The organism is Salegentibacter sp. 24, from assembly GCF_004362395.1.
GTDB lineage: Bacteria > Bacteroidota > Bacteroidia > Flavobacteriales > Flavobacteriaceae > Salegentibacter.
Genome location: NZ_SNWE01000020.1, coordinates 20075 through 46260, shown reverse-complemented (window position 1 = coordinate 46260; position 26186 = coordinate 20075). Strand labels below are relative to the sequence as shown.

At 37.5% G+C, this 26186-nt stretch carries 24 protein-coding genes, 1 tRNA gene and 1 pseudogene; 16 read left to right on the top strand and 10 right to left on the bottom strand.

Annotated features, from left to right (window positions below; genetic code table 11):
- Positions 1 to 6 precede the first annotated feature (6 nt).
- From DET49_RS13980 to DET49_RS13965, 4 genes are all read right to left on the bottom strand, one after another.
- The gene (locus DET49_RS13980) at positions 7 to 1434 is read right to left on the bottom strand and encodes an exonuclease domain-containing protein (RefSeq protein ID WP_133548729.1); all 1428 of its coding nucleotides are present in this window, start codon (positions 1432 to 1434) and stop codon (positions 7 to 9) included.
- A 126-nt stretch (positions 1435 to 1560) separates the two neighbouring features.
- Entirely contained in the window at positions 1561 to 2115 is a 555-nt protein-coding gene (locus tag DET49_RS13975) for a DUF4256 domain-containing protein (RefSeq protein WP_133548728.1), read from the bottom strand.
- 114 nt (positions 2116 to 2229) lie between these two features.
- Positions 2230 to 3075, bottom strand: coding sequence for a universal stress protein (locus DET49_RS13970; RefSeq protein ID WP_133548726.1), 846 nt, complete (start codon positions 3073 to 3075; stop codon positions 2230 to 2232).
- Between the two features lie 288 nt (positions 3076 to 3363).
- Entirely contained in the window at positions 3364 to 4755 is a 1392-nt protein-coding gene (locus tag DET49_RS13965; RefSeq protein WP_133548724.1) for a dipeptidase, read from the bottom strand.
- 109 nt (positions 4756 to 4864) lie between these two features.
- Between DET49_RS13965 and DET49_RS13960 the strand changes: the two genes are divergently transcribed.
- Positions 4865 to 4949 (top strand) — tRNA-Leu (locus DET49_RS13960).
- Positions 4950 to 5037: 88 nt separating this feature from the next.
- On the opposite strand, the pseudogene DET49_RS13955 reads toward DET49_RS13960, so the two are convergent.
- Positions 5038 to 5346, bottom strand: a pseudogene (locus tag DET49_RS13955) (nucleotidyl transferase AbiEii/AbiGii toxin family protein); the annotation flags it as partial.
- A 53-nt stretch (positions 5347 to 5399) separates the two neighbouring features.
- Positions 5400 to 6194 (bottom strand): type IV toxin-antitoxin system AbiEi family antitoxin, encoded by a 795-nt coding sequence (locus DET49_RS13950; protein WP_133548722.1) that lies wholly within the window; start codon positions 6192 to 6194, stop codon positions 5400 to 5402.
- Between the two features lie 424 nt (positions 6195 to 6618).
- On the opposite strand from DET49_RS13950, the gene DET49_RS13945 reads away from it, so the two are divergent.
- The 5 genes from DET49_RS13945 (at position 6619) to DET49_RS13925 (ending at position 13157) form a co-directional block, all read left to right on the top strand.
- Positions 6619 to 6999 (top strand): hypothetical protein, encoded by a 381-nt coding sequence (locus DET49_RS13945; protein WP_243729675.1) that lies wholly within the window; start codon positions 6619 to 6621, stop codon positions 6997 to 6999.
- A 72-nt stretch (positions 7000 to 7071) separates the two neighbouring features.
- Positions 7072 to 8256, top strand: a complete 1185-nt coding sequence (locus DET49_RS13940) for a TolC family protein (RefSeq protein WP_133548718.1) — start codon at positions 7072 to 7074, stop codon at positions 8254 to 8256.
- 16 nt (positions 8257 to 8272) lie between these two features.
- Positions 8273 to 8554 (top strand): hypothetical protein, encoded by a 282-nt coding sequence (locus tag DET49_RS13935; RefSeq protein ID WP_133548716.1) that lies wholly within the window; start codon positions 8273 to 8275, stop codon positions 8552 to 8554.
- 15 nt (positions 8555 to 8569) lie between these two features.
- Complete coding sequence (locus DET49_RS13930) at positions 8570 to 10066, top strand: efflux RND transporter periplasmic adaptor subunit (protein ID WP_133548714.1); 1497 nt, start codon at positions 8570 to 8572, stop codon at positions 10064 to 10066.
- A gap of 10 nt (positions 10067 to 10076) precedes the next feature.
- Positions 10077 to 13157 (top strand): efflux RND transporter permease subunit, encoded by a 3081-nt coding sequence (locus DET49_RS13925; protein ID WP_133548712.1) that lies wholly within the window; start codon positions 10077 to 10079, stop codon positions 13155 to 13157.
- 704 nt (positions 13158 to 13861) lie between these two features.
- On the opposite strand, the gene DET49_RS13920 is transcribed toward DET49_RS13925, so the two are convergent.
- A complete protein-coding gene (locus tag DET49_RS13920) occupies positions 13862 to 14383 on the bottom strand; it encodes a GNAT family N-acetyltransferase (protein WP_133548710.1) in 522 nt (173 codons plus the stop codon).
- A 235-nt stretch (positions 14384 to 14618) separates the two neighbouring features.
- Positions 14619 to 15179: a Crp/Fnr family transcriptional regulator gene (locus DET49_RS13915; RefSeq protein ID WP_133548708.1), complete on the bottom strand. Its 561-nt coding sequence runs from the start codon at positions 15177 to 15179 to the stop codon at positions 14619 to 14621.
- Positions 15180 to 15432: 253 nt separating this feature from the next.
- Here DET49_RS13915 and DET49_RS13910 point away from each other — a divergent pair, with 253 nt between their 5' ends.
- From DET49_RS13910 to ygiD, 6 genes are all read left to right on the top strand, one after another.
- Positions 15433 to 15984: a Crp/Fnr family transcriptional regulator gene (locus DET49_RS13910; RefSeq protein WP_166636583.1), complete on the top strand. Its 552-nt coding sequence runs from the start codon at positions 15433 to 15435 to the stop codon at positions 15982 to 15984.
- A 94-nt stretch (positions 15985 to 16078) separates the two neighbouring features.
- The gene (locus DET49_RS13905; RefSeq protein ID WP_133548704.1) at positions 16079 to 16612 is read left to right on the top strand and encodes a YceI family protein; all 534 of its coding nucleotides are present in this window, start codon (positions 16079 to 16081) and stop codon (positions 16610 to 16612) included.
- Between the two features lie 27 nt (positions 16613 to 16639).
- Complete coding sequence (locus DET49_RS13900) at positions 16640 to 17341, top strand: DsbA family protein (RefSeq protein ID WP_133548702.1); 702 nt, start codon at positions 16640 to 16642, stop codon at positions 17339 to 17341.
- Positions 17342 to 17352: 11 nt separating this feature from the next.
- Positions 17353 to 18003: an NAD(P)-dependent oxidoreductase gene (locus DET49_RS13895; protein WP_208109656.1), complete on the top strand. Its 651-nt coding sequence runs from the start codon at positions 17353 to 17355 to the stop codon at positions 18001 to 18003.
- A gap of 37 nt (positions 18004 to 18040) precedes the next feature.
- Positions 18041 to 18613: a YceI family protein gene (locus tag DET49_RS13890; RefSeq protein ID WP_133548698.1), complete on the top strand. Its 573-nt coding sequence runs from the start codon at positions 18041 to 18043 to the stop codon at positions 18611 to 18613.
- Between the two features lie 74 nt (positions 18614 to 18687).
- On the top strand, positions 18688 to 19521 hold the full coding sequence (gene ygiD / locus DET49_RS13885) for a 4,5-DOPA dioxygenase extradiol (RefSeq protein ID WP_133548696.1): 834 nt from the start codon (positions 18688 to 18690) through the stop codon (positions 19519 to 19521).
- A gap of 233 nt (positions 19522 to 19754) precedes the next feature.
- Here the strand turns inward: ygiD and DET49_RS13880 are convergent, their stop codons facing one another.
- Together DET49_RS13880 and DET49_RS13875 are read right to left on the bottom strand one after the other, a co-directional pair.
- The gene (locus tag DET49_RS13880) at positions 19755 to 20456 is read right to left on the bottom strand and encodes a response regulator transcription factor (protein ID WP_133548695.1); all 702 of its coding nucleotides are present in this window, start codon (positions 20454 to 20456) and stop codon (positions 19755 to 19757) included.
- Positions 20446 to 21714: a sensor histidine kinase gene (locus DET49_RS13875; RefSeq protein ID WP_133548694.1), complete on the bottom strand. Its 1269-nt coding sequence runs from the start codon at positions 21712 to 21714 to the stop codon at positions 20446 to 20448. The genes DET49_RS13880 and DET49_RS13875 overlap by 11 nt, the downstream gene beginning before the upstream one ends.
- A 164-nt stretch (positions 21715 to 21878) precedes the next feature.
- Between DET49_RS13875 and DET49_RS13870 the strand changes: the two genes are divergently transcribed.
- The 4 genes from DET49_RS13870 (at position 21879) to DET49_RS18510 (ending at position 26178) form a co-directional block, all read left to right on the top strand.
- Complete coding sequence (locus DET49_RS13870) at positions 21879 to 23021, top strand: hypothetical protein (protein WP_133548692.1); 1143 nt, start codon at positions 21879 to 21881, stop codon at positions 23019 to 23021.
- Between the two features lie 400 nt (positions 23022 to 23421).
- A complete protein-coding gene (locus DET49_RS13865; protein WP_133548690.1) occupies positions 23422 to 24522 on the top strand; it encodes a sensor histidine kinase in 1101 nt (366 codons plus the stop codon).
- A 1-nt stretch (position 24523) separates the two neighbouring features.
- A complete protein-coding gene (locus DET49_RS13860) occupies positions 24524 to 25843 on the top strand; it encodes a sigma-54-dependent transcriptional regulator (protein ID WP_133548688.1) in 1320 nt (439 codons plus the stop codon).
- Between the two features lie 170 nt (positions 25844 to 26013).
- Positions 26014 to 26178, top strand: a complete 165-nt coding sequence (locus DET49_RS18510) for a hypothetical protein (RefSeq protein ID WP_166636582.1) — start codon at positions 26014 to 26016, stop codon at positions 26176 to 26178.
- Positions 26179 to 26186 lie beyond the last annotated feature (8 nt).

Sequence of the window (26186 nt, the reverse complement as noted above, 5' to 3'; positions counted from 1 at the left end):
AAGCTATTAACCGAACCATTCTTCCGGCTGTCTGTCCGGAACTTCTTCACTGGTGTTTAGGTTTAAACGGGTAATGTTCTTGTTAGTATTAAAGTACCTATTTATAATCCTATCCGCATAACTTGAATTTGTCTGTGGAATTAAATAGTCCTCAAATTGTTCTAAGCCCTTAATATCCTCCGACTCTTCTATAAAACCATAACCCGCATAACGACCTTTTTTAAGGTAAATAAATGATTTTTCCACTTTCGTTCTTCCTTTTTCCACAAGCAGACAGGAGTTTTCATACTGGTTTATATAATCTATAGCCTTGGACACCCGATGGTTATACTGGTCTTTATGGATTTCATCCTTACACATTCCGCTGCAGCTGGTAACCTTATAATGATTGCAATGGGAAACGCCGGTTTGTAAACCACAATACCTTGGGCAAAGATCAAATTCCTGGCAAATAAATTCTAAAAATTTTATCGCTTCTTCGCGGGTATAAAATTTCATCCAGCTTACAGGTGACACCTTGTTTTTATGAATCACAAACTGCTCGATACCTTTTTGATTGTGATAGGAGGTGAGAGTATAGGGCCGACTAACTTTTTTTTGCGCCTTGTTAAATTCGGGAAAATATTTTAATATTAGCGCTGATTCTCGCAAAAGGGCTAGCAATTCACTCCCGGTAAGCTCATAATCTATACTAAAAGTAGCTTGCATCAATTTATATTTCCGGTTTGATTTTTCCTGAAAATGAGATTTTACCCGGCTCTTAATATTCTTGGCCTTGCCAATATAAAGAGGAACACCGTTCTTATCCTTGAAGAAATAAACTCCGGTCGAGGCGGGTAATTTGTCAAGATCCGAATTTTTAAAATTCGGGGGAAGGTAGGAGGCCGCAGTTCTTTGGTTTAGAAGATTGTTGAAGACTTCGTAGTCGGGATCCAAATCAAGGCAACGTTGAAAGAGCGTAACTGTAGCCTCGCAATCCCCGAAAGCCCTGTGTCTATCGGTGTGAGGAATATTTATTGAGGTACAAATGTTGCCAAGGCTATAAGAAAAAAGTCCCGGGATAAGTTTTTTAGCTAGTCTAACAGTACACAGGCGCTTTCTTTGGAAGACAAGATCCAGATAGCTAAACTCAGCTTTAATAATATTATAATCAAAATTCACATTGTGGGCCACGAACACGCAATCCTTGGTAATTTTATCAATTTCTGAAGCGATCTCAGAAAATTTTGGCGCATTGGCAACCATTTTATCATTGATGTTGGTAAGGGTTTCAATGTATAACGGGATTTCCGTGCCTGGATTCACTAAAGAGCTATATTGGGCTATAACTTTTGCGTTTTGTACGACCAGAACACAAATTTCGGTGATTTTATTCCCCTTGATCCCGCCGCCTGTGGTTTCAATATCGGTTATGGCAAATTTCACATCTTTCATGCGGCCAAATTATAATTATTTCTGAAAGTTTAAAAGGAAAAAATACTAAATATTGGAAATATTCCTTATTATATTCTTTTCGCCGGTATCTTTAGGTAGTTACCTTAAAGTCATTTCATGGGAGTTTTACACCTTTAAATATCCCCTGAAACCTCTGGCCCCATAATATGATTCAGCTCCGTTATGGTAAATAAAGACTTTTCCATATCTAAAATCTCCGAAAATGGCCCCGCCCAACTCTCTTATATCAGAGGGAGTTTTTAACCAACTTGAGGTTTTGGTATCAAAACTTCCAAACTCCTGGAGTTGCCGATATAGGTCTTCGGTTAACAGCTCAATGCCCATTTCAGTAGCTATATCCAGGGCACTACTTTTAGGTTTGAATTTTTTCCTGGATTCCAGTGCATCTCTATCGTAACACAGGCTTCTTCTACCATTGGGGCTTTCTTTTGAAAAATCACAAAAGGTATATTCTTCTTTTTTGGAATTGTAATCAAGAATACTCGGTGCTCCCCCGGTCTCTTCCATAAGATGTAAAGACCAAAGTGTTTTTGGGTTTCCCTTTAATTTTTTTTCAATTCCGGCCCATTCCAATTGTTTATAATGATGTCCGTAGTCTTCAAAACGCGCTTTTAGGTGGTGGATTATACCTTCTTCCTGCTCTTTAGAAAGGGTTTTCATCTTACTTTCTCATTTTAATTAGTTTTACACCTTAGATTTAATAATTTATTTTGTTTCTAAAGGATGCTTTCAGCATCGGATAAATTATCAACATCTCCCTACAAACTTATAATTCTAATCCAATTCTTTTAAAATGAGCACCGGAACCTTGGGATTAAAATCAATATCCTCTTTAAATCGCTGGGAGAAAAGCTTACTGAAAAACCCCTGTTTTCGTTTGTAAAGTGCCAGGAAATTACTTTCCCGGCTTTCAATAAACAGATGTATTCCGGTGGTTACGGTGGTTTGGGTGAGTTTATGGAAACTAAAATTCACCTCGGCAAAATAGGTTTTTAGCGTTTCTTTATTGGTTTCCTGTTCTTTGGACAGAGGCCGGCCATCGCTATCAATATACAGAATCCTGATACTGGCATTTAGATTAACGGCCATATCTATCAGTGCAGCTATTTCTTTGTTTTTAAAAGGAAATTTAAAATTTGTGGGGAAAACAATTTCTCTATTGGACTCCGGAAGTTCCTGCATTTGCTCCGGAAGAATTAAAAAAGGACAGTCTTCTACCTTCTCTGTTACCTCTGAAATTTCATTCTCAAAGGCAGAGTTTATCGAAACATTTTCGCCTCGGGAAACCATTAAGATCAAATCTATGTTATGTGTATCTATACTTTCCTGTATAGCATCGGCAAGATCTTTATTTCGGGAAATTGTTTCGAACTGATGTTTCTGGTTTTCTTTTCTGAAATTTAAACCCTGCAGAATTTTCTGCAATCCCTTTTCGGACTCAGCCCTTGCAGATTCTATTTCTGCACTGTGATTTCTGCTAAGAGAAATTCTAACGGGAACTTCATAAGCATTGAGAATAAAAAAAGTACAGGGAATATTCTTATAAAGATTCAAAGCATACACCAGAGTACTCCAGGCGTGTTTTGTGAAATTAGTAGGAATAAGAATTTTCTTTTCCATGAGATTAAAATGAATTTATAAGCAAACTTTGTAAATATAGTAAAACTAAGTTCCCGAAATTTCTATTTACCTGTTGAAAAATGATTTTATGGAAACCTGTAATATAAAAATGATATTTTCCCAGACAACTATCTGTGAAATCTTTTTATTAATTGAGAAATTTATATCCCTAATTTTAATACCAGGTTAGATAGTAGCTACATTTAAAACCCGCCTGAATTTATGGGCGGGTTAATAATAGTGAGTTATATCTAGTCTTCCTTATACCAATGAATTTTCTGGCCAAGATTATTCCTGGCTCATTTCTGTAAAATATTTATAAAACCACGGAATGGTTTCTATGCCTTTTAGATAATTCCAAATTCCAAAATGTTCGTTAGGGGAGTGGATGGCATCTGTATCAAAACCGAAGCCCATTAAAATGATTTTACTTTTTAGCTCTTTTTCAAATAAGGTAACAATAGGGATGCTTCCTCCACTTCGCTGGGGAACTGGTGTTTTTCCAAAAGATTCTTCATAGGCTTTACTAGCCGCCTTGTACCCAATATTGTCTATAGGCGTAACATATGCCTGCCCACCGTGGTGAGGCTTTACTTCAACTTTTACCGCCTCAGGAGCTATACTTTCAAAATATTTTTTGAATAGTTGAGTGATCTCCTGCCAGTCCTGATTTGGGACGAGTCTCATAGAAATTTTGGCAAAAGCCTTTCCCGGCAGTACTGTTTTCGCGCCTTCGCCAATATACCCGCCCCATATTCCATTCACATCTAAAGTAGGGCGTATCGAAGCTCTTTCTAAAGTTGAGTAACCGGCCTCCCCGTAAACATCTTTTATATCTATTTTTTTCTTATAAGCTTCTTCGCTATAAGGTGCTTCGGCCATTTTAGCACGTTCTTCTTTGCTTAACTCTTCAACCTTATCATAAAATCCTGGAATTGTGATATGATTGTTTTCATCGGTTAGAGAAGCAATCATTTTAGTTAAAACATTGATTGGATTTGCTACAGCCCCCCCATATAACCCCGAATGTAAATCTCGGTTTGGACCGGTAACTTCGACCTCAATATAAGAGAGTCCACGAAGCCCGGTAGTGATAGAGGGAGTATTTTTGCCGATCATCCCGGTATCTGAAATAAGGATTACATCGTTGGCCAGTTTTTCCTTGTTTTTTTCAATGAACCAGCCCAAGTGTTCACTGCCTACCTCTTCCTCACCTTCAATCATAAATTTTACATTGCAAGGCAACTGGTCGTTTGTGGTCATATATTCCAGTGCTTTTACGTGCATAAACATCTGACCTTTATCATCACAGGCTCCACGGGCGAAAATTGCTCCTTCTGGATGAATTTCTGTTTTTTTGATAACAGGCTGGAACGGTGGGGAATTCCAGAGATTTAAAGGATCCGGAGGTTGTACATCATAATGTCCATAAACTAAAACCGTAGGAAGGTTTAAATTTATTATTCTTTCTCCATAAACCACTGGATGGCCTGGAGTATTACAAATTTCGGCAGAATCACAACCGGCGGCCAATAAATTTTTCTTCACAGCTTCTGCCGTTTTCAGCATAGCGTCTTTGTAGTTGGAGTCAGCGCTTATTGAAGGAATTTTCAGTAATTCAATGAGTTCGTTAAGAAATCGTTCTTTATTTTCTTCAACGTATTTTTTAATATCCGTCATATTTTATTTTTTAACTGAGATAAAGGTAAAAAAAATATTTCCAGACTATTTGTGAATTAAAACATTTATGTATATTTGCATCCGCTTACAACAAGCAAATATATTGAATGCGGGCGTGGTGGAATTGGTAGACACGCTAGACTTAGGATCTAGTGCAGCAATGTGTGGAGGTTCGAGTCCTCTCGCCCGCACCAAGGAATAAGCCGACTTTAACGAGTCGGCTTTTTTATTTTGGTACAACATAGGTACAACATTTGGATCAAGCCCAATTGTTGTGTTTTTTAGCCTTAGTCTGATATTCTCATATTCTGAATTGAATCGATATAGTGCTTTTGCTCCGTGTCCTTTAACTTGAGTACGCCTTTCTTCTTCAAAGAAAGTAAGGACTTCACCTATCCGTTTCATAATTGGTTTAATTGGTCCCGGTTTTATTTGCACCAGGTCAATATCTTCCGAATATCTTGGAGCAGGATTTAAGTAAAGTTTATGTAGTGCGGTTCCTCCACGAAAAGCTAAATTTTCCCTCAAAAAATCATCGGAAAATAACTCCACTAACGTCCTACTGATCACCAAATCTTGCTCGACTTGCATAAACTCTTTCCAGGGGGCATTCACCTGCCATTTCGCTATATCTGGTCTTGGTATCATAAATCACTTTCCATTTTAATATTAACATCCACTTTCCAACGATTGTTGACGGCACCTGCTTTTTGATTCGATTTAGGACTTAATAAAACAGGATAAAACTTTTGAAGCTTCAAATGACTATAAATTAATTCGGCTGGTTCAGAATTGGAATTGTATTCATTTAGCAAAAAACCAAAACGTTGCAATACGCTTCTTTGGGAATACCAAGAGAGCAGATCATTTACATCCGAAACTTCTACTTCCTCGAACAACTCTTCTAAAATGGAAAGTGTTCTGTTCAACCCACCAATTTTGGATTGATGGTGTAGTAAATCGACTGCTGTTAATGCTGGACTGGATATTTTAAATATTCCAGCATCTCCTTTACGATTTATGATATTTTTTTCTGGCCAGTTGGAAACGGTAAAAAAGTCGAGTTTAACAGCTCCTTTGGAGACTGAAAGCAATGGAGTTTTATCGTGAAGTATATACTCCTTTTGAATTTGTTGATGGCTTGCTCCATAATACCTCGCGGCCGAATACAATCCTAAATAATAATTCCTATTTAGGAAACTAAACAGTTTATCGATATATAGCTCAATTGGTAGTTTGCCGGAATGAGAATATCTAGGCGGAATAATTAAATAGAATTTATGCCGGAGGGAAACAACATCACCATTACCCACAGCATAATAAAGATCATTACGTATCAAGGATTCGGATTTACCAGACGTTCCTTCAACTAGTTCATTCCACGTAAAAGCATATTCCTCATAGGATAATCGCTCTTTTATAAATTCGCTTAAACTCACCTTTAGTAAAATTTCGAGAAATATAGTGATTTTTGCTACATTTCTCGAATAATTACTAAAAAATATAATGAGGTTTTTCTAATATAGGTTGTCAAAGAAAAATCATTTATTGAAAAATTGTACTACTTCGGCAATATCTTTTGCGATGAACCTACAAAATTTTTATTTCTAATCCATCGTATTCAACTTGCAGCTGGTGATTTTTCAAATACTAGATAGAGGTTCGAGTCCTCTCGCCCGCACAAAGGGATAAGCCGACTTTAACGAGTCGGCTTATTTATTTTCACTTAAATTTTTTAATATCATTTTTAGGATATCATATATTGTTTAAATAGTTAAAAAACTAGGTATTTATTTTTACCTTTGAAAGGTGCGAGTTAAATCTCAAATAAAAGCTTTTTTCCTTCTAGGGATCTTTATTCTGATGTCGTTTCATCAGATCATACCTCATGCGCATCATGAGCATCAAAAGGAAAGCAAAAAAATTGCACATCAACATTCCGGTGAAGATCATCACCACGAAAGGAAGCAGGAAGATAAACAGAATGGATTCTTGTCTTATCTGCTGGCCATTCATTCTCATACGGGTACTTCCAATGAAATTCCTGTTATAAAGGAATCTACCGAAGATTTCAGAGTTGAAAACAAAGAAACCAAAAAGAACTTTTTAAATAAATTCTATTTGGAGAATTTGGTTTTAGCAGATAAGGATTCAAAAAAATCTGGAATTTATCAGCCTCCCAATGAATATTTTAACTCATATTTATTCTTACAGTCACTTCGGGGACCTCCAGAATTAGTTTAATTATATCTAGCCAGGCTGCTAAGAATTAGCGGGCCTACCTTTATTAAATAGATTAAACTAAAATCAAAAACTATGTACAGATATATAGTTTCTGCTTTATGCGGGATACTTATCTCTATAGGTTCATTTGCTCAAGCTACAGGGATAAATGATATTTTGCAGCAGATAAGCCAGAATAACAGAGAGCTTAAGGCTTATCAATCCTATATAGCTAGTCAGAATCTAGGTAATAAAACCGAGAATAACCTTCAAGATCCACAGGTATCTGCCTTCTATCTTCCTTTCGGAGAGCACCAGACCGATGATTATTATGAATATCAGATCTCTCAGCGATTTGAATTTCCCACGGTTTACGGAGCCCGAAGTAAACGAATAGAAAAGCAGAAAGAATTGTTAGAACTGGAGTATGAAATGGTACGTCAGAAAGTATTACTGAATGCCAAGAAACAGCTTCTGGAATTACAAATTTTACAGAAACGAAAGAAACTAGAAAAAAAAAGAGTAGAGCAGGCCAAACAGGTATATGATCAGATACAGCGTTTATTCGATGAAGAACAAATCGGCATCCTGGAATTGCATAAAGCCAAAGTGGCCTGGTTACAGGAGCAGTTCGAGTTGGACCGGATCAACATCAGGATCAGCAACACATTGCTGGAACTTCAGAAATTGAACGGTGGAAATGTAATTGAGGCAGATCAGGGCCAATTTTTCGTAGATTCTGAACTGGCCGAAATGCAAATTCTGTGGGAAGAGAAACTTTCGCATGATGCCGAAATTCAGCAATTCAAAGCTCGAGAGAATCTTGCCCTGCAGCAGGTGAAACTGGAAAAAAGTAAGATCCTTCCGGACCTAAGCATTGGTTATAATTATCAGGGAGTGAATTCCAGTAATTATTCCGGCTTTTTAGGCGGTCTTTCAATCCCGCTTTGGAATAGTAAGAATAAGGTGAAAGCGGCCAAAGCTAATTTGGAATTTGCCCAGGCTAAAACGGGGGCTGAAACTGCCGAGCTTTATACCAGGTTTCAGGAAAACTATCAGCAATATCAGTTGTTAAAGAGAAAATACGAGGAATACCGGGAGACCTTTAGGGAACTGAATTCCGAAGAACTTTTGTTTAAAGCCTACGAGCTGGGTGAATTCTCATTTATGGATTATTACCGGGAAGTTGAATTTTACCGGCAGGCCTATAACAATATGCTGGAGATGGAAAAAGAACTTCTTCAGCTAAAAGCAGAACTTTTAAAACATCAATTATAATCTAAATTTAAATATTATGAATTTCAAGAATTTATTTATCGCATCAATAATAGTATTTGGTTTTTCGGCTTGTCGCGATACGGCTAATGAAGACCACGGACACGAACATAAAGAAGGCGCAGATGCTCACGCTCATGAGGAAGAAGAGCATGGACATCCGCATAATCAAGACGGCAGTCATATAAACGAAGATCATATGGAACAGGAAGAGTTTAAGGTTGGTGAGGATTCACTTGATATCCAAAAGGAATCGGATCAACATACACATGATGACGGCACTGAGCACGAAGCTCACTAAAATTTGAAATCAGATATGAGATATATTTTTATAGTATGCATCTCGGTTTTGCTTTTTTCCTGCGCAAATAATGCAGAGGAAGATCACCCGCACGATGCAGAAGGAAACCACCTTGACTCGGGAGTTCCGGTAATAAGCAAGACCATCTGGTCAAACCAGACAGAACTTTTTGTAGAGTTTCCAGCTTTAGTGGAAGGTGAAACTAGCGAATTTGCTGCTCATTTCACTATTCTGGATGAGCACCAGCCAGTTAGAAATGGATCGGTTACGGTGAGTCTCATTAAAGGAAAAAGCGGAATCCGCCATACAGTGGAAGCACCTTCTTCGCCCGGAATTTTTTCTCCCGCCTTACAACCGAAGGAGTCGGGTACATACGACCTAGTTTTTGACCTCAAAACTCCTAAGTATTCGGACAGAATTGTGATTGAAGACGTGCAAGTGTATGGCTCGGCTGCGGAAGCTTCAGAAAATGTAGTGGAAGCTAAAGATGGCGATATCAGTTTTTTGAAGGAGCAGGCCTGGCAGATCGATTTTCAAACCGAACCTGTGACTAAAGGTGAAGTCTATAACATCGTTCATACTTCGGGAGTCTGGCAGGCGGCACCGGGAACCTACAAAACCCTTGCCGCAGGAGCCAACGGAATGGTGAATTTCGTTTCAGAAAATTTAACGGAAGGTAGTGAAGTAAAAAAAGGTCAATTGCTGATGAATTTAAGCAGTGAAGGACTTTCTTCCAATAATATTCAGGCGGAGATCACGCAGGCTAAAGCCAGGTACGAGCAGGCGAAAGCTGAGTACGAACGAAAGAAGGAACTCTATAAGGATAAGATCGTTCCAAAGTCAGAATTTGAAAAGGTAGAAAGTGACTTTCGTGTAGCTGAATCAAATTACCGGGCACTTGCTTCTAATTACGGAGCAGGCGGTAAGCAGATCCGTGCCCCTTTTGAAGGCTTTATTAAATCCATCAACACCTCTAATGGGGATTATGTTGAACAGGGAGCGAATCTTATCACTATAGGAACGGATAGATCAAAGCTACTGAAAACACAATTAAGTGCATCTCATAACCCGAGCAAGGAATCCATCGCTAATATCTGGTATAAAGGGGACCAAGAAAGTTGGAATGAAATTGAAGATGGGTCTATTGTTTCCGTAGGCAAGGAAGTGGAAGACCATAAACCAATGATTCCTGTATATATCAATGTAAACCAAGTGGTTGAAATGCCTGAAGGTAGTTTTACCGAAGTGCAGATCGCTCTTGGGAAAGCTGAAACTGGAATTGTGGTGCCAGAAGCCGCACTACTTGAAGATTACGGTAATTTTTCTGTGATCGTACAAACTGGTGGAGAAAGTTTCGAAAAAAGAACGGTAAAGATTGGGAAACGAAACGGAAAAAATGTACAGGTGCTTAGCGGCCTTGAGGCTGGAGAAATTGTAGTAACTACAGGTAACTACCAGGTGAAGATGGCTTCGATGTCGGAACAAACACCAGGGCATGGTCACCAACACTAAATTCTATTAGATGTTAAATAAAATATTGTCAATTTCGCTTCAAAATCGGATTTTAGTTCTTCTGGCAGCAGTAGTGCTAAGCGTTACTGGGTTTTACCTTGCACGTAATATGAACGTTGATGTATTCCCCGACCTAACCGCACCTACAGTGACTATATTAACAGAAGCTCACGGAATGGAGAGCGAGGAGGTAGAGAAACTGGTGACCTACCAGCTTGAAACTGCTATGAACGGTTCGCCAAATGTAAGAAGGATTCGTTCTTCTTCAGCCGCAGGAATTTCAATTGTGTGGGTTGAATTCGACTGGGGTACCGATATATATAAGGCACGACAGATCGTGAGTGAGCGTATTCCGATGGTTCGTGAAAACCTTCCCTCCGGAATAGGAGCTCCTACCATGGCACCTATCTCCTCCATTATGGGAGAAGTAATGTTATTGGGAATAACCTCAGACAGTCTAAGCCCAATGGAGTTGAGAACCTTATCTGATTGGCAAATTCGTCCCCGGATCAAAGCCATCGGAGGGATTGCCAATGTGGTGGTAATCGGCGGAGATTATAAGCAATACCAGGTTTTGGCTGATCCCGAAAAAATGAAATATTATGATGTAAGCCTGGAGGAATTAACTGAGAAGGTTAAAGAGGCAAATATCAATGCTCCTGGCGGTTTTCTTAACCAGTATGGGAATCAATATATCATTAACGGAGATGGTAGGGCTTACTCGATAGAAGACTTGGAGGAAGCCGTAGTAAAACAAGTGAACGGACAGAGCATTAAGATAAAGGATGTAGCGGAAGTAAAAATAGGAGCTGCAGATAAGATTGGAGATGCCTCCCTGAACGCGAAGCCGGCAGTTATTCTTACCATTTCCAAGCAACCCGATGTAAATACCCTGGAACTAACTGAAAGATTGGATGTAGCCATTGCCGAAATGGAAACAAGTCTTCCGGAAAGCGTGGAAATAAAGAGTCAAATCTTCCGCCAGGCAGATTTTATTGACGCCTCGATCAGTAACCTGAATATGACCCTGCTTGAAGGAGCTTTTTTTGTGGCTATTGTATTATTCATTTTTCTGATGAATTGGCGTACCACTCTAATCTCACTTCTGGCAATCCCAATCTCATTATTAGTATCGATTATCGTCCTGAATATGCTGGGTTACACGATCAATACAATGAGTTTAGGTGGAATGGCTATTGCAATCGGAGCCCTGGTGGATGATGCCATCATTGATGTGGAAAACGTTTATAAGCGACTGCGCGAGAATATTCGAAAACCTAAAGCTGAAAGACAGTCAGTGATAACTGTGGTACGGGAAGCTTCGGTTGAAATTAGAAGTTCTATCATTATAGCAACCCTTATTATAATCGTCTCTTTTATACCGCTTTTTTTTCTTGGAGGGATGGAAGGTCGTCTACTAAAACCTCTCGGGATTGCTTTTATAACTTCCGTATTAACCTCATTGTTTGTAGCTGTTACGGTTACCCCGGTATTATGTACCTATCTTTTGAAAAAGGAGAAAATGTTAAAAAAGCAGGCTGAAGGAACCAAGGTAGAAAAATGGTTGGAGCGACGATATGCTGCCACATTAAATCGTGCTCTTAAAATTCCTAAAACAGTGATTCTGGTAACAGTAGTTGCCTTTTTTCTAAGCATCGCCTTATTTACCCAATTAGGCAGAAGTTTTCTTCCCGAATTCAACGAGGGGTCGATGGTGATAAGTGTGGTAGGTCCTCCCGCTATGTCGCTTGAAGAAAGCAATAAGACAGGGAAGCAGGTAGAGCAATTATTACTTGAAATGCCCGAAGTAGAGGTGGTAACCAGAAGGACAGGAAGGGCAGAATTGGACGAGCATGCACAGGGAGTAAATGCCGCTGAGATAGATGTACCGTTTTCTCTGGAAGATAAATCCAAAGAGGAATTTTTTGAAGATGTACGGGAAAAGCTAAGTATAGTTCCAGGAGTTAATATAACGTTGGGGCAGCCCATTGCCCACCGTATTGACCATATGCTCTCGGGAACCAGGGCCAATATCGCAATTAAGATATTTGGACCCGATCTTCAGCAACTATATGAAATTGGTAAAAGTGTGGAACAGAATATTACTCCAATCGAAGGACTCGTTGATGTAGCTGTTGATCAGCAGATTGAAGTACCGCAGATCAAGATTTCACCAAAACGCCAGATTCTTTCAGCCTACGGAATGAGCGTTGGTCAGTTAATGGAACAGGTTGATGTGGCCTTTGCAGGCCACGCGGTAGGTGAGATTTATGAAGGTCAGAAGTATTTTGATCTTGTGGTTCGATATAAGGAGGATGTGAGAAACAGCATTGAGAAGATCAAAACCGCTTTGATAGGTTTGCCAAATGGTTCACAAGTTCCACTTGAACAGTTGGCGAATGTGTCCTCTGTAAGTAGCCCTAATACTATAAGCCGGGAAGATGTACAACGTAAGATTGTTGTTGCTGCCAATGTTCAAGGACGCGATCTAAGGAGTGCGGTGGAAGAAATTCGTGAAACCGTGAATTCTTCTGTTACTATCCCTGAAGGTTACCGGATACAATATGGCGGGCAGTTTGAAAGCGAGTCGAGAGCCTCACAAATGCTTTTGATCTCTGCCATTATTGCGATCTTCGTGATTTTCCTATTATTGTATTTTGAATTTAATAATGTGAAACTAGCTTTTGTCGTACTCATCAACCTGCCACTCGCGCTGATAGGTGGTATCCTAATCGTGTACTTTACTTCCGGGATTGTTAGCATTGCTACCACAATAGGATTTATCAGTTTGTTTGGGATCGCTACGCGAAACGGAATTTTACTGGTATCGAGATATGAAGATCTTCGGAAAGAGGGACTTAAAGGTTATGAACTCATCAAATCCGGAGCGCTCGACAGACTAAATCCTATCCTGATGACGGCATTTACAACGGGCCTTGCACTTATTCCGCTAGCCTTAAAAGGAGGGGAGCCGGGAAGTGAAATCCAGAGTCCGATGGCCGTGGTCATACTTGGTGGATTGCTTTCTGCAACCGTTTTGAATCTTGTAGTGATTCCTTGTGTCTATGAGCTTGTAAGCATTAAAGATTAGTTTTTAAAACTTTCATAATAATCCCGAATATTTTTCGGGATTATTATAATTAAAAATCTGTTTTTTCTACTTGAATTAATTTCAAGGTTTTAATTTATTGAAGGGGTTTATTAAAAAATCAATAATATTATTGAGAGCTATATCGGTTTCCTGGCTTATAAAATAGGATTAACACAACATAGTCGTGGTGACAGAGTTATATCTATATAATTGCTGGATCATTTGACCCGGAATTTTATCGCCTGCAATATTTCCGAAGCAATGTCGGGCAAGGTGCATGGTTATCCCAGCGTTAATTGCCCCTTCAGTCAAACGAGAATTTAGCCATTTATTTGCACTTGATAGAAATTAAAGATTAATATTTTCTGGCGTGGTATGACTCGAAAGTGAGGTGCGGATTGGTAAAAGGTAGTGTCCTTTTTTTATTAGTTTTTTTGAAGGGGTATTGATGCGCCTGAATTCATAACAATCTGATTGTCCATCTAGTTAAGTTAATTATTTATAACATTTGTTGTTGATTTCATTTATATATATACCTAATTGATATTAAATGACACTTCAAATTCTGTAATTAATTGATTTTAAGATGTTATGCTGTATTTTCTGAAATAATTTTAACAACTTATGATCTAGTGCAGCAATGTGTGGAGGTTCGAGTTCTCTCTCTCGCCCAATGGGATGCCGAGTTTAACGACTCGACTTTTTTAGTTAAGTGCGAGTCTCATCAGAATGTCAGTTTGTGCATCATTTCCGAGTTGAAAGATATGCTTGTCAAATATTTCAAATCCATTCTTTTCATAAAATCGAATTGCTCTTAAGTTTTTTTCCCATACACCCAACCAGACATAATCTACATTTTTTTCTTTAGCCAATTCAATAGCCTTGTCGTATAGTAGTTGGCCAATTTTTTTACCGTGAAATTTTTTTAACACGTATATCCGTTCAATTTCAAGTGAATTATGGTCTTTAATTTCTGTTTGGGATTGTCCGATATTGACTTTTAAATATCCAATTACCTCTTGATTAATTTCGGCAAAATAAAATTCAGCATTTTCATCCATTAATTCTTCCTTTAGTTTTTTGAGTGAAAAACCCTCCTCCAAATAGCTTTTCATATTTTCTCCACTATTTTCTGAAGCGAAAGTTTCAGTAAAAGTCAGCTTTCCGATATTTTGTAATTCATTTATGTGCTCTGTAGTTACTTTTCTAATTATTATAGTTTGCATTTTATTATTCTCTGTGTTTCTTTTATGATTTAATCAATTTTTATATCCTTGATCCCTAGTAATTTTATGTGATTTTGGACTGTTTTTGTAGCAAGGAGGAAAGCGTCCATTTAATTTGATTACTAAGATTTTTTGAAGTTTTTCTTATTTCTATATTCATATTTTTCCGGATTTTGGACAAAGGTCTGAAACCGGTTTCAGAAAATATTTTACATATGATAAGAAATATGTTGTATTATATATTTGCTCTTATGCGACTTAAACTGACTTGCGTTATGCCTAAATAAGAAGCGATGTGCTTTAGCTGAACCCTTTGAATTAAGTCCGGATAGTTTTTTAAAAGCTCTTTATACCTTTCTGTTGCCGTTCCGAATTGTCTTGAAATAAGTCTTTCTTCTGCTTTTAGAAGATGTAATTCAGCGAATTTTCTGCCCCAGTTTGCAATTTCTATATTCTCTCGAAATTGCTTTTGCAAGTTTTCTATATTTATTTTGTAGAGTTCACAGTCTTCTAGCAGTTCGATATTTTCATAACCTTTTTTGTGGGCAACATAACTTTCCATGGAAATAATTGTATCCCCTTCTTTTCCAAATGAAAATGTAATTTCATTGCCATCAATAAGGAAAAAAGTTCTTGCAATTCCTTTTTTGATAAAATAGATTTTTTTTTCAATCCTATCTGCTTGTAAAATGATGTAATGTTTGGGAAAACTTACTTTAACGATATTCTCCTGGAGTGTAAGTCTGGTTGAGTGGGAAAGTGGATATACTTTGTCGAGTATTTGCTCAATATTCATGTTGTGTCTAAGTTAAGTGTGGAAATTAAAGCTAAGAATTGATAAAAGCGAAAATATTTTTTTACAAGATTTTAACGGAAATAAAATCCAAATTCCCAAATTCTGGCACAAGACATTCATACCATGATCTGATTTTTATAAAATTAATTTTTTCCTGAAAGTATACCATACGCTTCTTTGTATCTTTAAACATAATGATGGAACTAAAAAAAGGAAAAAGAATTTAAAAATGGAGGATCTCATCAGGAAAAATATGGAAAGAACTTTGGGGGAAGAGATATCAGAAGAGATGCTTTCCGATCTAAAAGCGCTTTCCTTTGAGAAAAACTATGATAAAAAAGAATATTTGGTTGAAACCGGCCAGGCATGTAATTATCAATTTTTTATCCTTGAAGGTGCTTGCTATTCCTATTATCTTAATGAAAAAGGAAATAAAAATGTAATTCAATTGGCTATTGAAGAATACTGGATCACCGATGCTCCGAGTTATTTTAGGGAAACTGCTGCCGTTTCCACTATAGAGACCCTGGAACCAACCAGAGCTCTAATGATTCATAAAAAAGACTTTGAAAAACTTTGTTTTTCTCATCAGCTATTTGATAGGTTTTTTAGAATTCTACTCCAAAATGCATTGGCTTCCCTACATACCCGAATTGCCAAAACTATAAGTGAAGATGCCGATCATAGATATAAAGGTTTTTCAAAACGCTATCCCCATTTCATTCAACGCATTCCCCAATATCTAATCGCTTCCTACCTAGGAATTAAGCCCCAGTCGCTAAGCAGGATTCGTAAGAATCTCTAATGGTCTCTGTTTTCTTAACATAGGTGAATCATTTGACCGAGCTTACTCCCGATCTTTGTATCACAATAATTTAGTATAACTAAAACGTAAAATTATGGAAACGACCACATGGAATTTAGACCCAACTCATAGTGAAATCAACTTTAAAGTAAAACACCTTATGATCAGTAATGTGAAAGGTGAATTTCAGGAATTTGATGGAGAGATTGAATCTATAAGACAAGATTTCGATAAGGCAAAGTTAAATGCTACGGTAAAATCGGATTCTGTTTATACCAATAATAAGGATAGGGATATCCATTTGAGAAGTGCTGATTTCTTTGATACTGAAAAACACAAAACTATTTCTTTTGTAGGTACTTCTTTTGAAAAATTGGATACTGATAATTACAAACTAACTGGGCTATTGACCATAAAAGGGACAGCAAAAGAGGTTAACCTGGATGTAGATTATGGTGGAATGATGAAAGATCCTTATGGCAATCAAAAAGCAGGATTCTCTTTTACCGGCAAGATAAATCGTAAAGACTGGGGACTTAACTGGAATGCAATTTTAGAAGCCGGCGGTGTTATGGTAAGTGACGAGGTTCGTATTAATGGAGAGCTTCAGTTTATAAAACAAGCGTAATTCTAATAATCATTTAATTTAAAAATTATGAAAGTAAAGATATGGTCGGACGTAAGATGCCCATTTTGTTATATCGGTAAGAAGAAATTCGAAGCTGCTCTCTCACAGTTCCCCCAAGAAAAAGAAGTAGATATTGAATGGAAAAGTTATCAACTTGATCCAAACCTAAAGACAGATCCTAATCTCAGTACCCTGGAGTATTTTGTTAAAGCTAAAGGTGTGAGCGAAGCCAAGGCAAAAGAAATGTTTAGCTGGGCAACCCATATGGCTGCTGAAGTAGGCTTGAAATTTAATCTCGAAACTTCGGTCACTGCTAACTCCTTTAAGGCTCACAGGCTTATTCAACTGGCTAAATCAAAAGGTCTGGGGAATAAAATTGAAGAAGCATTGTTTAAAGCTCATTTTGAGGAAGCAAAGAATATTGATGATACTGAAGTTTTACAGGAAATCGGTAATTCGATTGGGATGGAAGCCGAAGAAGTAAAAAACACGCTGGAATCTGATGCTTTTGCCTACCAGGTGAAACAAGATGAAATGGAGGCACGCAATATTGGAGTTAGAGGGGTTCCTTTTTTTGTGATAGATGATAAATACGCTATTTCAGGAGCGCAGCCTACAGCTGCATTTTTACAAACCCTGGAGAAAGCATGGGAAGAATTTAAACCAAAGCAAAGTCAGCTGGAGATTTCTGAAGGTGATTCCTGTTCACCTGACGGCAACTGTGATTAAAAAATAAAATTATGAAAATAGCACTTATAGGCGCAACCGGATTTGTGGGTTCACACATATTATCAGAAGCATTAAATAGAGGGCACGAGGTGACTGCAATTGCTAGAAAAACAAACAAAATAACTGAACACGAACTGCTCAAAAAAGTAGATATCGATGTAAAAAGCACAGACGACCTAGCAGAGGCAGTTAAGGGTAATGACCTCGTGATAAGCGCATTTAATCCGGGGTGGTCTAATCCTAATATTTATAATGAATATTTAGAAGGGGCGCAAGCTATACAGCAGGCTGTCAAAGAATCGGGAGTCAAAAGGTTAATTGTTGTTGGTGGTGCCGGAAGTCTGTTTTTAAACGAAAGAACAAGGGTGATAGATGACCCTAATTTTCCCGAAGAAATTAAACCCGGTGCTACCGCTGCGAGTGAATACCTCGAGATTATTAAAAGGGAAGAAGATCTCGATTGGACTTTCTTTAGTCCGGCAATAGGTATGGCTCCCGGGAAACCACATGAGCGACGAAACACTTACAGAAAAGGCTTGGAAAAGGCTGTGTTTGATGAGGAAGGAAAAAGTGAACTTTCTGTACAGGACATGGCAGTGGTACTGGTAGATGAGGCCGAGAATGCCAAACATATCAATCAGCGTTTTACAGCGGCCTATTAAAAATGAAAACTTTATTAATTAACTTAAACGAAATATTATGAAACAAGTATTTTCTTTTTTGTTTATCGCTTTTTTAAGTACAAACATTTTCGCGCAAACAACCTGGAAAGCCGATCCGGCTCATACGCAGGTTTCTTTTGACATTGTTCATCTCGGAATTGCTGAAATAGAAGGTCAGTTCGGAGAATTTCAAGGCAGCATTACAGCATCTAAGGACGACTTTAGTGATGCTCAATACGAAATGGAAATAGATGTAGCCTCTATTAACACGGGGGTAGAAAGAAGGGATGACCACCTTAAAAGCGCCGATTTTTTTGATGTTGAAAATCACCCAAAGATGAGTTTTAAAAGTAATTCTTCAGAAAAAATTGGAGATGACAAATATAAAGTCACCGGAGATCTGACCTTCCATGGCGTTACAAAACCGGTTACTTTAGAGGTTTGGCACCGTGGTACAGTAGAAAATCCGCAGAGTAAAGATATGACTTCCGGTTTTGCAATTACAGGAACCATAAAACGATCTGACTTTAATTTAGGTGCTGGTTTCCCTGAGCCAATGCTTAGTGATGAGGTGAAAATTGAAGTGGACGGAGAGTTCATTAAACAATAAATATTAGGAGGAGGCTTACGAGAAAAAGTCTGCTTAAAAACTTTCAAAAGCTTCCTCTCTCTAAAATTCAAAAAATGGCAGCCCTTTCAGATTTTAATAAGTTCACAGCCAACCTGCCCAGGCAGGAGAAGCCCATGCCAGTCTTGTTTATTGGGCATGGCTCACCTATGAATGGCATTCAGGATAATGAATTTAGTACCGGTTGGAAGACAATGGCTTTAGATATGCCTACTCCAAAAGCTGTACTGGTGGTTTCGGCCCATTGGCTCACTCAAGGCACCAGAATTACAAGTATGGAATTTCCTAAAACCATTCACGATTTTGGAGGTTTTCCTCAGGAATTATTTCAGGTTCAGTACCCTGCACCGGGAAGTCCTTTAATAGCCCAAGAAACCAGAAACTTGGTAAAATCTACAGCTATTGTAGAAGATCACGATTGGGGTTTAGACCATGGTGCCTGGACTGTAGTCAGGCATATGTATCCCGAAGCAGATATTCCGGTTTTACAACTCAGTATAGACCATAGTAAGGACGAAAACTACCATTTTGAACTTGCTAAAGAGCTAAGGGATCTTAGAAATAAAGGTGTTTTAATTATCGGTAGCGGTAATATGGTACACAATTTAAGAATGCTAGCCTGGGATAAAATTGAAGAACCAGGTTTTGGTTATGATTGGGCTCTGGAGATGAATGATAGATTGAAAAAGTATATTTCTCAGGGAGATTTCAATCCGCTAATTAATTATAAAAACCTTGGAGCGGAGGCGAAACTGGCTATCCCAACTCCTGAGCATTATATACCATTGCTTTATACCCTTGGACTAAAGGCTAAAAATGAAAACCTTACTTTTTTTAATGATAAAGCTGTAGCGGGTTCTTTAACGATGACTTCTGTGAAAATTGGGTAACAAGGGGTTCCCCTGAATTATCAATTGGGATTATTGAATAGCCTATATTGCTGCCTTTTTCATTATTCCTATAGCAGGAGTAATTACAAAAAAAAGTAGCATCCAGAAAATACTTAATTATTAAAAGGTAATTAACAAAAACCTTATGATAAGGAGCTAAAATAGTCGGTATATTTTAAATCAATGTTGTCTACGAATTTGATGTTTATGATAAAATAAGCAGAAGATATGAATTATTCAGTTTTTAAAATAAAACCCATTTTATGACGGTTTTCAATTTTAATTTTCGGATCCTTTTCTAAATATTTACGAAGATGAGAAACAAAAACGTTTAGGCTTTTTCGATTAAAATAGTCGTTTTTACCCCAGAGCTGAACCAGGATATCCTTGTGGCTGCAAAGCTGATTTTTATTTTGTACCAAAAAATTCAGTAATTCACTTTCCCTTGCTGTTAATTGAATAATTTCTTTATTAAAAATAAGCTCCTGGTATTTATTATTAAATTTATACTCACCTATTTTATACGTAAAGTCTTCTGCATCTATTACCTTCTCATTGGGACTAATTCTAGATAAAAGTGCCTGAATTCTAGCTACCAGTTCTTCTTCATCAATTGGCTTTTTTAGATAATCAACGGCACCAAGAGAAAATCCTTTTAGGACATCAATTTTTAGGGATCTGGCTGTTAAAAAAATAAAGGGAGTTTCTGGATATTGGATTTTTAATTTATTTGCTAGATTAAACCCATCTATATCGGGTAACATCACATCCAAAATTATTAAATCGTACGAATCTGCTTCAATAAGCTCCAAAGCCTTTTTTCCAGATTGGGCCCAAAACACTTCAAATCCTTTGATTTTCAGATATTCCGAAAGAAGATAGCCTAGGGAATCATCGTCTTCAACCAGTAATATTTTATGCTTTTTATTTGGCATTTTTTAGAGGGATTATCAGGGTGATTTGTGTACCCTTTTGTAATTCACTGTTTAAGTTTATTTGACCTTGATGCTTTTTTATAACTTCCTGAACATAGCTAAGTCCCAGGCCGTATCCTTTTACGCTGTGTAAGTTGCCTTCAGGAACCCGGTAGAATTTTTTAAAAATATGCTGTTTTTCTTTTTCTGAAATTCCTTTTCCATTATCGCTAATGCAAATATGCAACTTCATTTTTTCTGTATATGCTTTTAGCTTTATTCGTGGATGATCGGCATACTTTTTAGCATTATCCAATAAGTTATTAATAGCGTTTTCAAAATGTGATATGGCAATTTTTACCTTATATTCTCCAGGTTCCAGTTCAAATTCAAAAATGAAATTTTCCAGTTCAGATAGCATTTTAAAGTCTTCACACCACAGCAAAAGTTCCGGTCTTAAATCAACCATTTCGAGTTCTATAAATCTTTTTTTTGTTTCTAAACTAGCTAGTTCCAGCACTTGTTGTATATGCCTGTTCAAGCGATCTACTTGTTTTCTAATATGGAATACGATTGGTTTTTGAGTCTGGTTTAAATCTTTCTCCAGGATTTTAGTGGCTACCCCGATGGAAAACACCGGGGTTTTAAGTTCATGAGTGAGGTTATTTATAAAATCGTTGGTGATGGTAATTAAATTTCTTTGCCAGTAAAACAATCGAAGCATCCAGATCACTACAAAGATAATAACACCCAGGAAGAGCAAACCCGGGATAAGCAGTCCCTGAAGTTGAGAAAAGAAATAGGAGTTAAGGTCTTTAAAATGTAATTCAAGCGTGACCTCCTTTTCAAGGGTTTCGGGGAGATAACCTTCTAATTTTACCGGATATTTTATAATAACATCCTTGCTTTTAAAACTCAATGGAGATTTAAAGTCAATACTTTTATCCTCGGAATATAAATTATATGAGAAATCAGTTTTAATCTTGTTTGTCACCAACCTGTCCCTTATAAAGTCATTTAAAAAATGTTTGGAAGCATCTTGTAAACTATCCTGGCTTAGGGTGAAATAATTGCTGCCTTCCAGAGATTCCGCAATTAAAAAACTAAGCTGATTCTCCTTGGAAAGGTCTTTTTTTAAATCGTTCCCGGCGCGTTCAATTTTTTGTTCAAACTGTATTTTAGCAAGATTGAGCCCAATTCTTAAATATTGGTACTGAACAACGAATAGTCCTACTACCGAAATGATAAAGATGGCTATATAAAATTTTCTGCGTTTCAAATCAGCAACTATATTACTAAAAATTAACTATCTACTACTTAATTAATTCCTTATTAATTCAATTAACCTTTGCTTAATCTTTTTGATTTTCTGTTAGCCTATACCTGTTTAAAATAGAACTACTTTGGTGCTACGACAAAGTAAAAATGTTCAATTATAGGCCTATGAAAACAAAATACGTTCTTTTCCTTTTCCTATTATCAGTTTTAATTCTTCCGCAAATGATCAAGGCACAAGGTTGTGTTGCTATTAGGCATTTTTCCTGTAGTGTCGGTAATGAATTAGAAAGCAATTTGCTTGGCAGGGGAGATTTTCAGCTTGGCATGAACTATCGATACTTTAAATCATTTAGACATTTTAAAGGAACTCAGGAAGAACCCGATAGGGTTTCAAATAATACTGAAGTAATAAATTATTCCCATTCCTGGGATTTTAGCCTGAATTATGGAATTACCGACAGATTGTATGCAGGAATTACCATCCCCACTGTCCTTAATGAACGCTCTTCTTTATATGAACACGGACGTGAAGAGCGGCATAAAACTTTTTCGCGGGGTCTTGCAGATATAAGAATAGGAATGGGGTACTGGCTATTTAATCCTACAACTCACCTAAATGGAAATTTGGCATTAGGTTTGGGTATAAAGCTTCCTACTGGAAATTATAATGCTACAGATATTTTTTACAATGTTGGTCCTGAAAATTCACCTCAAGTTAGGCCGGTTGATCAGTCAATACAGCCTGGAGACGGAGGATTTGGTCTTACCGCTGATTTTCAGTTTTATCGAACGATAATCAACGAATTTTTTATCTATGGTGGTGGATTTTATCTTTTTAACCCAAGGGAAACTAACGGCATAAGAACTTTCAGAGAAACCTTGAGTCCTATACTTGAAAATGAATCTGTTATGTCAGTGCCAGACCAGTTTGCGCTGCGCGCCGGTCTTGGCTATAGTTTATCCCAAAGTTTCTCTGCTTCTCTTGGTGCACGTTTTGAAGGAGTGCCTGTGGAAGATGTGATTGGTGGAAGCGATGGATTTAGAAGGCCCGGAAATGTTCTTTCTATAGATCCTGGAGTATCTTTTATGCATAATAAATTTTCTGTCAATTTAAATGTACCCGTTGCATTAAGGAGACAGCGCCCGCAGAGTGTAACAGATCTTGAAACACAAATTGTCACAGGGGAACCTCGTAATGGTGATGCAGCTTTTGCTGATTATTTAATAAATCTAGGGATTTCTTACCGAATAGGAGGTAGGAAGTCGGTTTCTGAAATCGAACCTGAGTCAAATTTACAGTTTGATTAATTAAGTCCTTATGGTGAATTAAACCAAGTTGAAATAAGGCGAAAGAAAAGCTCCGGATCTCCTGGAGCTTTTTCTTTTGCTAAACATTAATCGCGGACCGCACTGTTGCACTCAAATGGCTTCGAGAGTTTTTAGTTTTTTTAAAATCTGTTTACGGAAACTTAAGATTTTAATTCTTGGAATTAATTTCATAAGGTAGACTAAAAATTAAATAGAAACTTGTATAGTATTACCGAGAATTTTTTTATGCTCTGTAAACATTCAAAAATCTTCCATGAATACAAGCAGGTTTTTTAATAGTACCACCTGACTTTAACATTCTTAAATGATGTTTTCTCTTGGCAGATCTAATAGAGAAACTACCACTTCTACATATCTTTGCCTACATAAACCGGTAATTATGACATCAGAGAATATTTCTACTGAGGAAAAGTTGCAAGAGCGAATAAAAGAGCTTTCCTGTCTTTATCAGGTTTCATCAGCTATTAGGGAGTTTAACGGTTCTTATGAAGCGACCTTGAATTCCGTCACCCAGATCCTCAAAAATGCCTGGCGGTTTCCTGAGCTTGCTAGCGTGGAGATAAAGTGTGAAACTTATCACCTAAGTTCAAACCTAATTCCATTAGAAAGCTATTCGCAAATAAGTGTTATTGAGATTTCCGAAAAGGAAATGGGTTTTATAAAAGTTCATTATCCAGCTTCAGATTTGTCTAAAGCGCATTTCCTGGTGGAGGAGCAACGACTGCTTGACAAGGTAGCCGACGAAATTGCCTTATTTTTTGAGCGTCAAAATATTAAAATGCAGGAGGAGCTTTTAAAGCAAACTGCCCAGAGGAACGACCGCTTATCTATTTTGGGGGAAATCACTGCGGGAATAGCACATGAACTAAACACTCCCCTTGGTAACATTTTGGGTTTTGCTGAATTTATTGAAGAGAAAACCAAGGAATTGCAAACCAAGCGGGATGCTAAAAAGATTCTTAACTCCGCCATTTATTCCAGGGAAGTGGTGAAAAAACTGATGTTTTTCTCTTGTGATATGCCACAGGATTTTAAAAAGATCGAAATAAAACCGGTGATTACCCAAGCACTTTCCCTTTTAAAACCCAATTTTAAAAAGGCGCATATCAGATTTAAACTCCATATTGAAGATCCTGCTTTAAAAGCACAGGTAGACCCTATACAATTAACTCAGGTCTTTTTTAATCTGGTTATTAATGCCATTTACTATTCTCCGGAAAATTCACAAATTGTTATTGATATTCATAACAATGAGAACTTTTATAGTATTGAAATTGCCGATGAAGGAAAAGGAATTGCCCCTGAATTGAAGAATAGGATATTTGAACCTTTCTATACTACCAAACCCCTTGGAGAAGGTTCTGGTCTTGGTTTAAGCGTTGTGCACGGTATCATTAAAAGCCATCGAGGTGAAATTAGTATTGCGGATAATCATCCAAAAGGAACTATCTTTAAAATTAAACTACCCCTGAACTTGTGATATGGCTTTAAGGAAAGAAAACTTGTTAATAGTTGATGACGATTTTGATATGCTCGAGGTTCTGGACCGGAGCCTTAGCCAGGAAAATTATCATACTTATAAAGCCGGTTCTGTGGTTGAAGCGATAGATATATTAAAGCATAGCACTATCGATCTATTAATAACTGACTTACAAATGCCTGGGATGAATGGGATGGAATTAGTAAAATATGTGGATGATCATTATCCTGGAATACCCAAACTGGTAATTACCGGTTATCCATCTATTGATAATGCACTCACCGCTATTAAATCAGGTGCTTTAGATTATTTACCAAAGCCTTTTACAAAAAGCGAGTTGCTTTTTTCTGTTAAGAAGTCTCTTAATAACCTGCCTTTAATTCACAAATCAATAAGGCGTTCCCAGGTAGAAAGCAATTATGCCGGGATGGTTGGCTCTTCAGCAAAGTTTGAAGAACTAGTGGATATTATAGAAAGGGTGAAAAATAACCGTGCTACTATTTTAATTAAAGGAGAGAGCGGCACCGGAAAAGAACTCGTGGCCAGGGCCATTCATTACAAAGGTTCTTTTGCGCAAAACCCGTTTATCGCGGTGAACTGTGGTGCCATTCCGGAAAATTTATTAGAATCGGAATTATTCGGATCTACTAAAGGTGCCTTTACCGGTGCTTCTGAAACCCGAGAAGGGTACTTCCAGGCAGCTAACGGAGGTACCATCTTTTTAGACGAAATCGGTACGGCTACATTGGCTGTTCAGGTTAAATTATTGCGCGTGCTTCAGGAAAAAGAAGTCAGGAAAGTTGGCGCCCGAAATTCAGATAAAATCCAGCTTCGGGTTATCGCGGCTACTAACAGTGATTTACAGGAGATGGTAGAAAAAGGAACTTTTAGAGAAGATCTTTATTACCGTTTAAATGTGGTCGATATTCTTACTCCACCTTTGCGCGATCGAAAGGAAGATATTTTACCCCTTGCCAAAACCTTTCTAGATAAATACCAACGGGAGTATGGAAAAAGCAATTTAAAATTAGCTAAAAAAACTGTTGAAATTTTAACTCGTTACAATTGGCCGGGGAATATTCGGGAATTAGAAAATGTCATTCAACGCGCTATTATAATGTGTGAAGATGAAATTCTTCCGCAGGATCTGCCCGCTACCGTAAAATACCAGATTCCAGAAGTGGAGGAAGAATTAGCTGCATTAAAAGAGGTGGAAAAAAGGCATATCCTAAAAGTACTTGCGGCAGTAGATCAAAATAAAACCAGGGCTGCAGAAATCTTGCAAATAGACCGTAAAACCTTACGGGAAAAAATCAAATAAGCTTCCGGGTAAATTTCTCCCAACCGGGTAATTTCCTTCCAGTAGAAAATTTTGGAATAAATTTGTTTGAACCTCATTGTGTCTGGAATTCAGCGGTTTAAATATCAATAGCTCATTTTTTAATCTTTTGGGCACGTCTTTAGCTTTAATGCTTTCCAAAAACAGACTCTATGAATATAGCTGAAATGGAAAACCCGGCAGTAATGAAGGAAAGTGAAAAGGAGCTACAGCGAGCAGGTAGTGAACTTTTTAAAACGCTTTGTTTCAATTGCGATTTAAGACACCACTGCACCTGGAAAGACAACAGAAAAATGTTCTGCGAGCATTTTCAATAAAATTTGAT

Coding starts and splice junctions, on each gene's coding strand:
- DET49_RS13860 (WP_133548688.1), top strand. CDS start 24,524: ATGGCTTTAAGGAAAGAAAACTTGTTAATAGTTGATGACGATTTTGAT.
- DET49_RS13915 (WP_133548708.1), bottom strand. CDS start 15,179: ATGAATATTGAGCAAATACTCGACAAAGTATATCCACTTTCCCACTCA.
- ygiD (WP_133548696.1), top strand. CDS start 18,688: ATGGCAGCCCTTTCAGATTTTAATAAGTTCACAGCCAACCTGCCCAGG.
- DET49_RS13940 (WP_133548718.1), top strand. CDS start 7,072: ATGTACAGATATATAGTTTCTGCTTTATGCGGGATACTTATCTCTATA.
- DET49_RS13880 (WP_133548695.1), bottom strand. CDS start 20,456: ATGCCAAATAAAAAGCATAAAATATTACTGGTTGAAGACGATGATTCC.
- DET49_RS13890 (WP_133548698.1), top strand. CDS start 18,041: ATGAAACAAGTATTTTCTTTTTTGTTTATCGCTTTTTTAAGTACAAAC.
- DET49_RS13900 (WP_133548702.1), top strand. CDS start 16,640: ATGAAAGTAAAGATATGGTCGGACGTAAGATGCCCATTTTGTTATATC.
- DET49_RS13925 (WP_133548712.1), top strand. CDS start 10,077: ATGTTAAATAAAATATTGTCAATTTCGCTTCAAAATCGGATTTTAGTT.
- DET49_RS18510 (WP_166636582.1), top strand. CDS start 26,014: ATGAATATAGCTGAAATGGAAAACCCGGCAGTAATGAAGGAAAGTGAA.
- DET49_RS13945 (WP_243729675.1), top strand. CDS start 6,619: ATGTCGTTTCATCAGATCATACCTCATGCGCATCATGAGCATCAAAAG.
- DET49_RS13865 (WP_133548690.1), top strand. CDS start 23,422: ATGACATCAGAGAATATTTCTACTGAGGAAAAGTTGCAAGAGCGAATA.
- DET49_RS13930 (WP_133548714.1), top strand. CDS start 8,570: ATGAGATATATTTTTATAGTATGCATCTCGGTTTTGCTTTTTTCCTGC.
- DET49_RS13980 (WP_133548729.1), bottom strand. CDS start 1,434: ATGAAAGATGTGAAATTTGCCATAACCGATATTGAAACCACAGGCGGC.
- DET49_RS13935 (WP_133548716.1), top strand. CDS start 8,273: ATGAATTTCAAGAATTTATTTATCGCATCAATAATAGTATTTGGTTTT.
- DET49_RS13910 (WP_166636583.1), top strand. CDS start 15,433: ATGGAAAGAACTTTGGGGGAAGAGATATCAGAAGAGATGCTTTCCGAT.
- DET49_RS13920 (WP_133548710.1), bottom strand. CDS start 14,383: ATGCAAACTATAATAATTAGAAAAGTAACTACAGAGCACATAAATGAA.
- DET49_RS13895 (WP_208109656.1), top strand. CDS start 17,353: ATGAAAATAGCACTTATAGGCGCAACCGGATTTGTGGGTTCACACATA.
- DET49_RS13965 (WP_133548724.1), bottom strand. CDS start 4,755: ATGACGGATATTAAAAAATACGTTGAAGAAAATAAAGAACGATTTCTT.
- DET49_RS13970 (WP_133548726.1), bottom strand. CDS start 3,075: ATGGAAAAGAAAATTCTTATTCCTACTAATTTCACAAAACACGCCTGG.
- DET49_RS13905 (WP_133548704.1), top strand. CDS start 16,079: ATGGAAACGACCACATGGAATTTAGACCCAACTCATAGTGAAATCAAC.
- DET49_RS13975 (WP_133548728.1), bottom strand. CDS start 2,115: ATGAAAACCCTTTCTAAAGAGCAGGAAGAAGGTATAATCCACCACCTA.
- DET49_RS13870 (WP_133548692.1), top strand. CDS start 21,879: ATGAAAACAAAATACGTTCTTTTCCTTTTCCTATTATCAGTTTTAATT.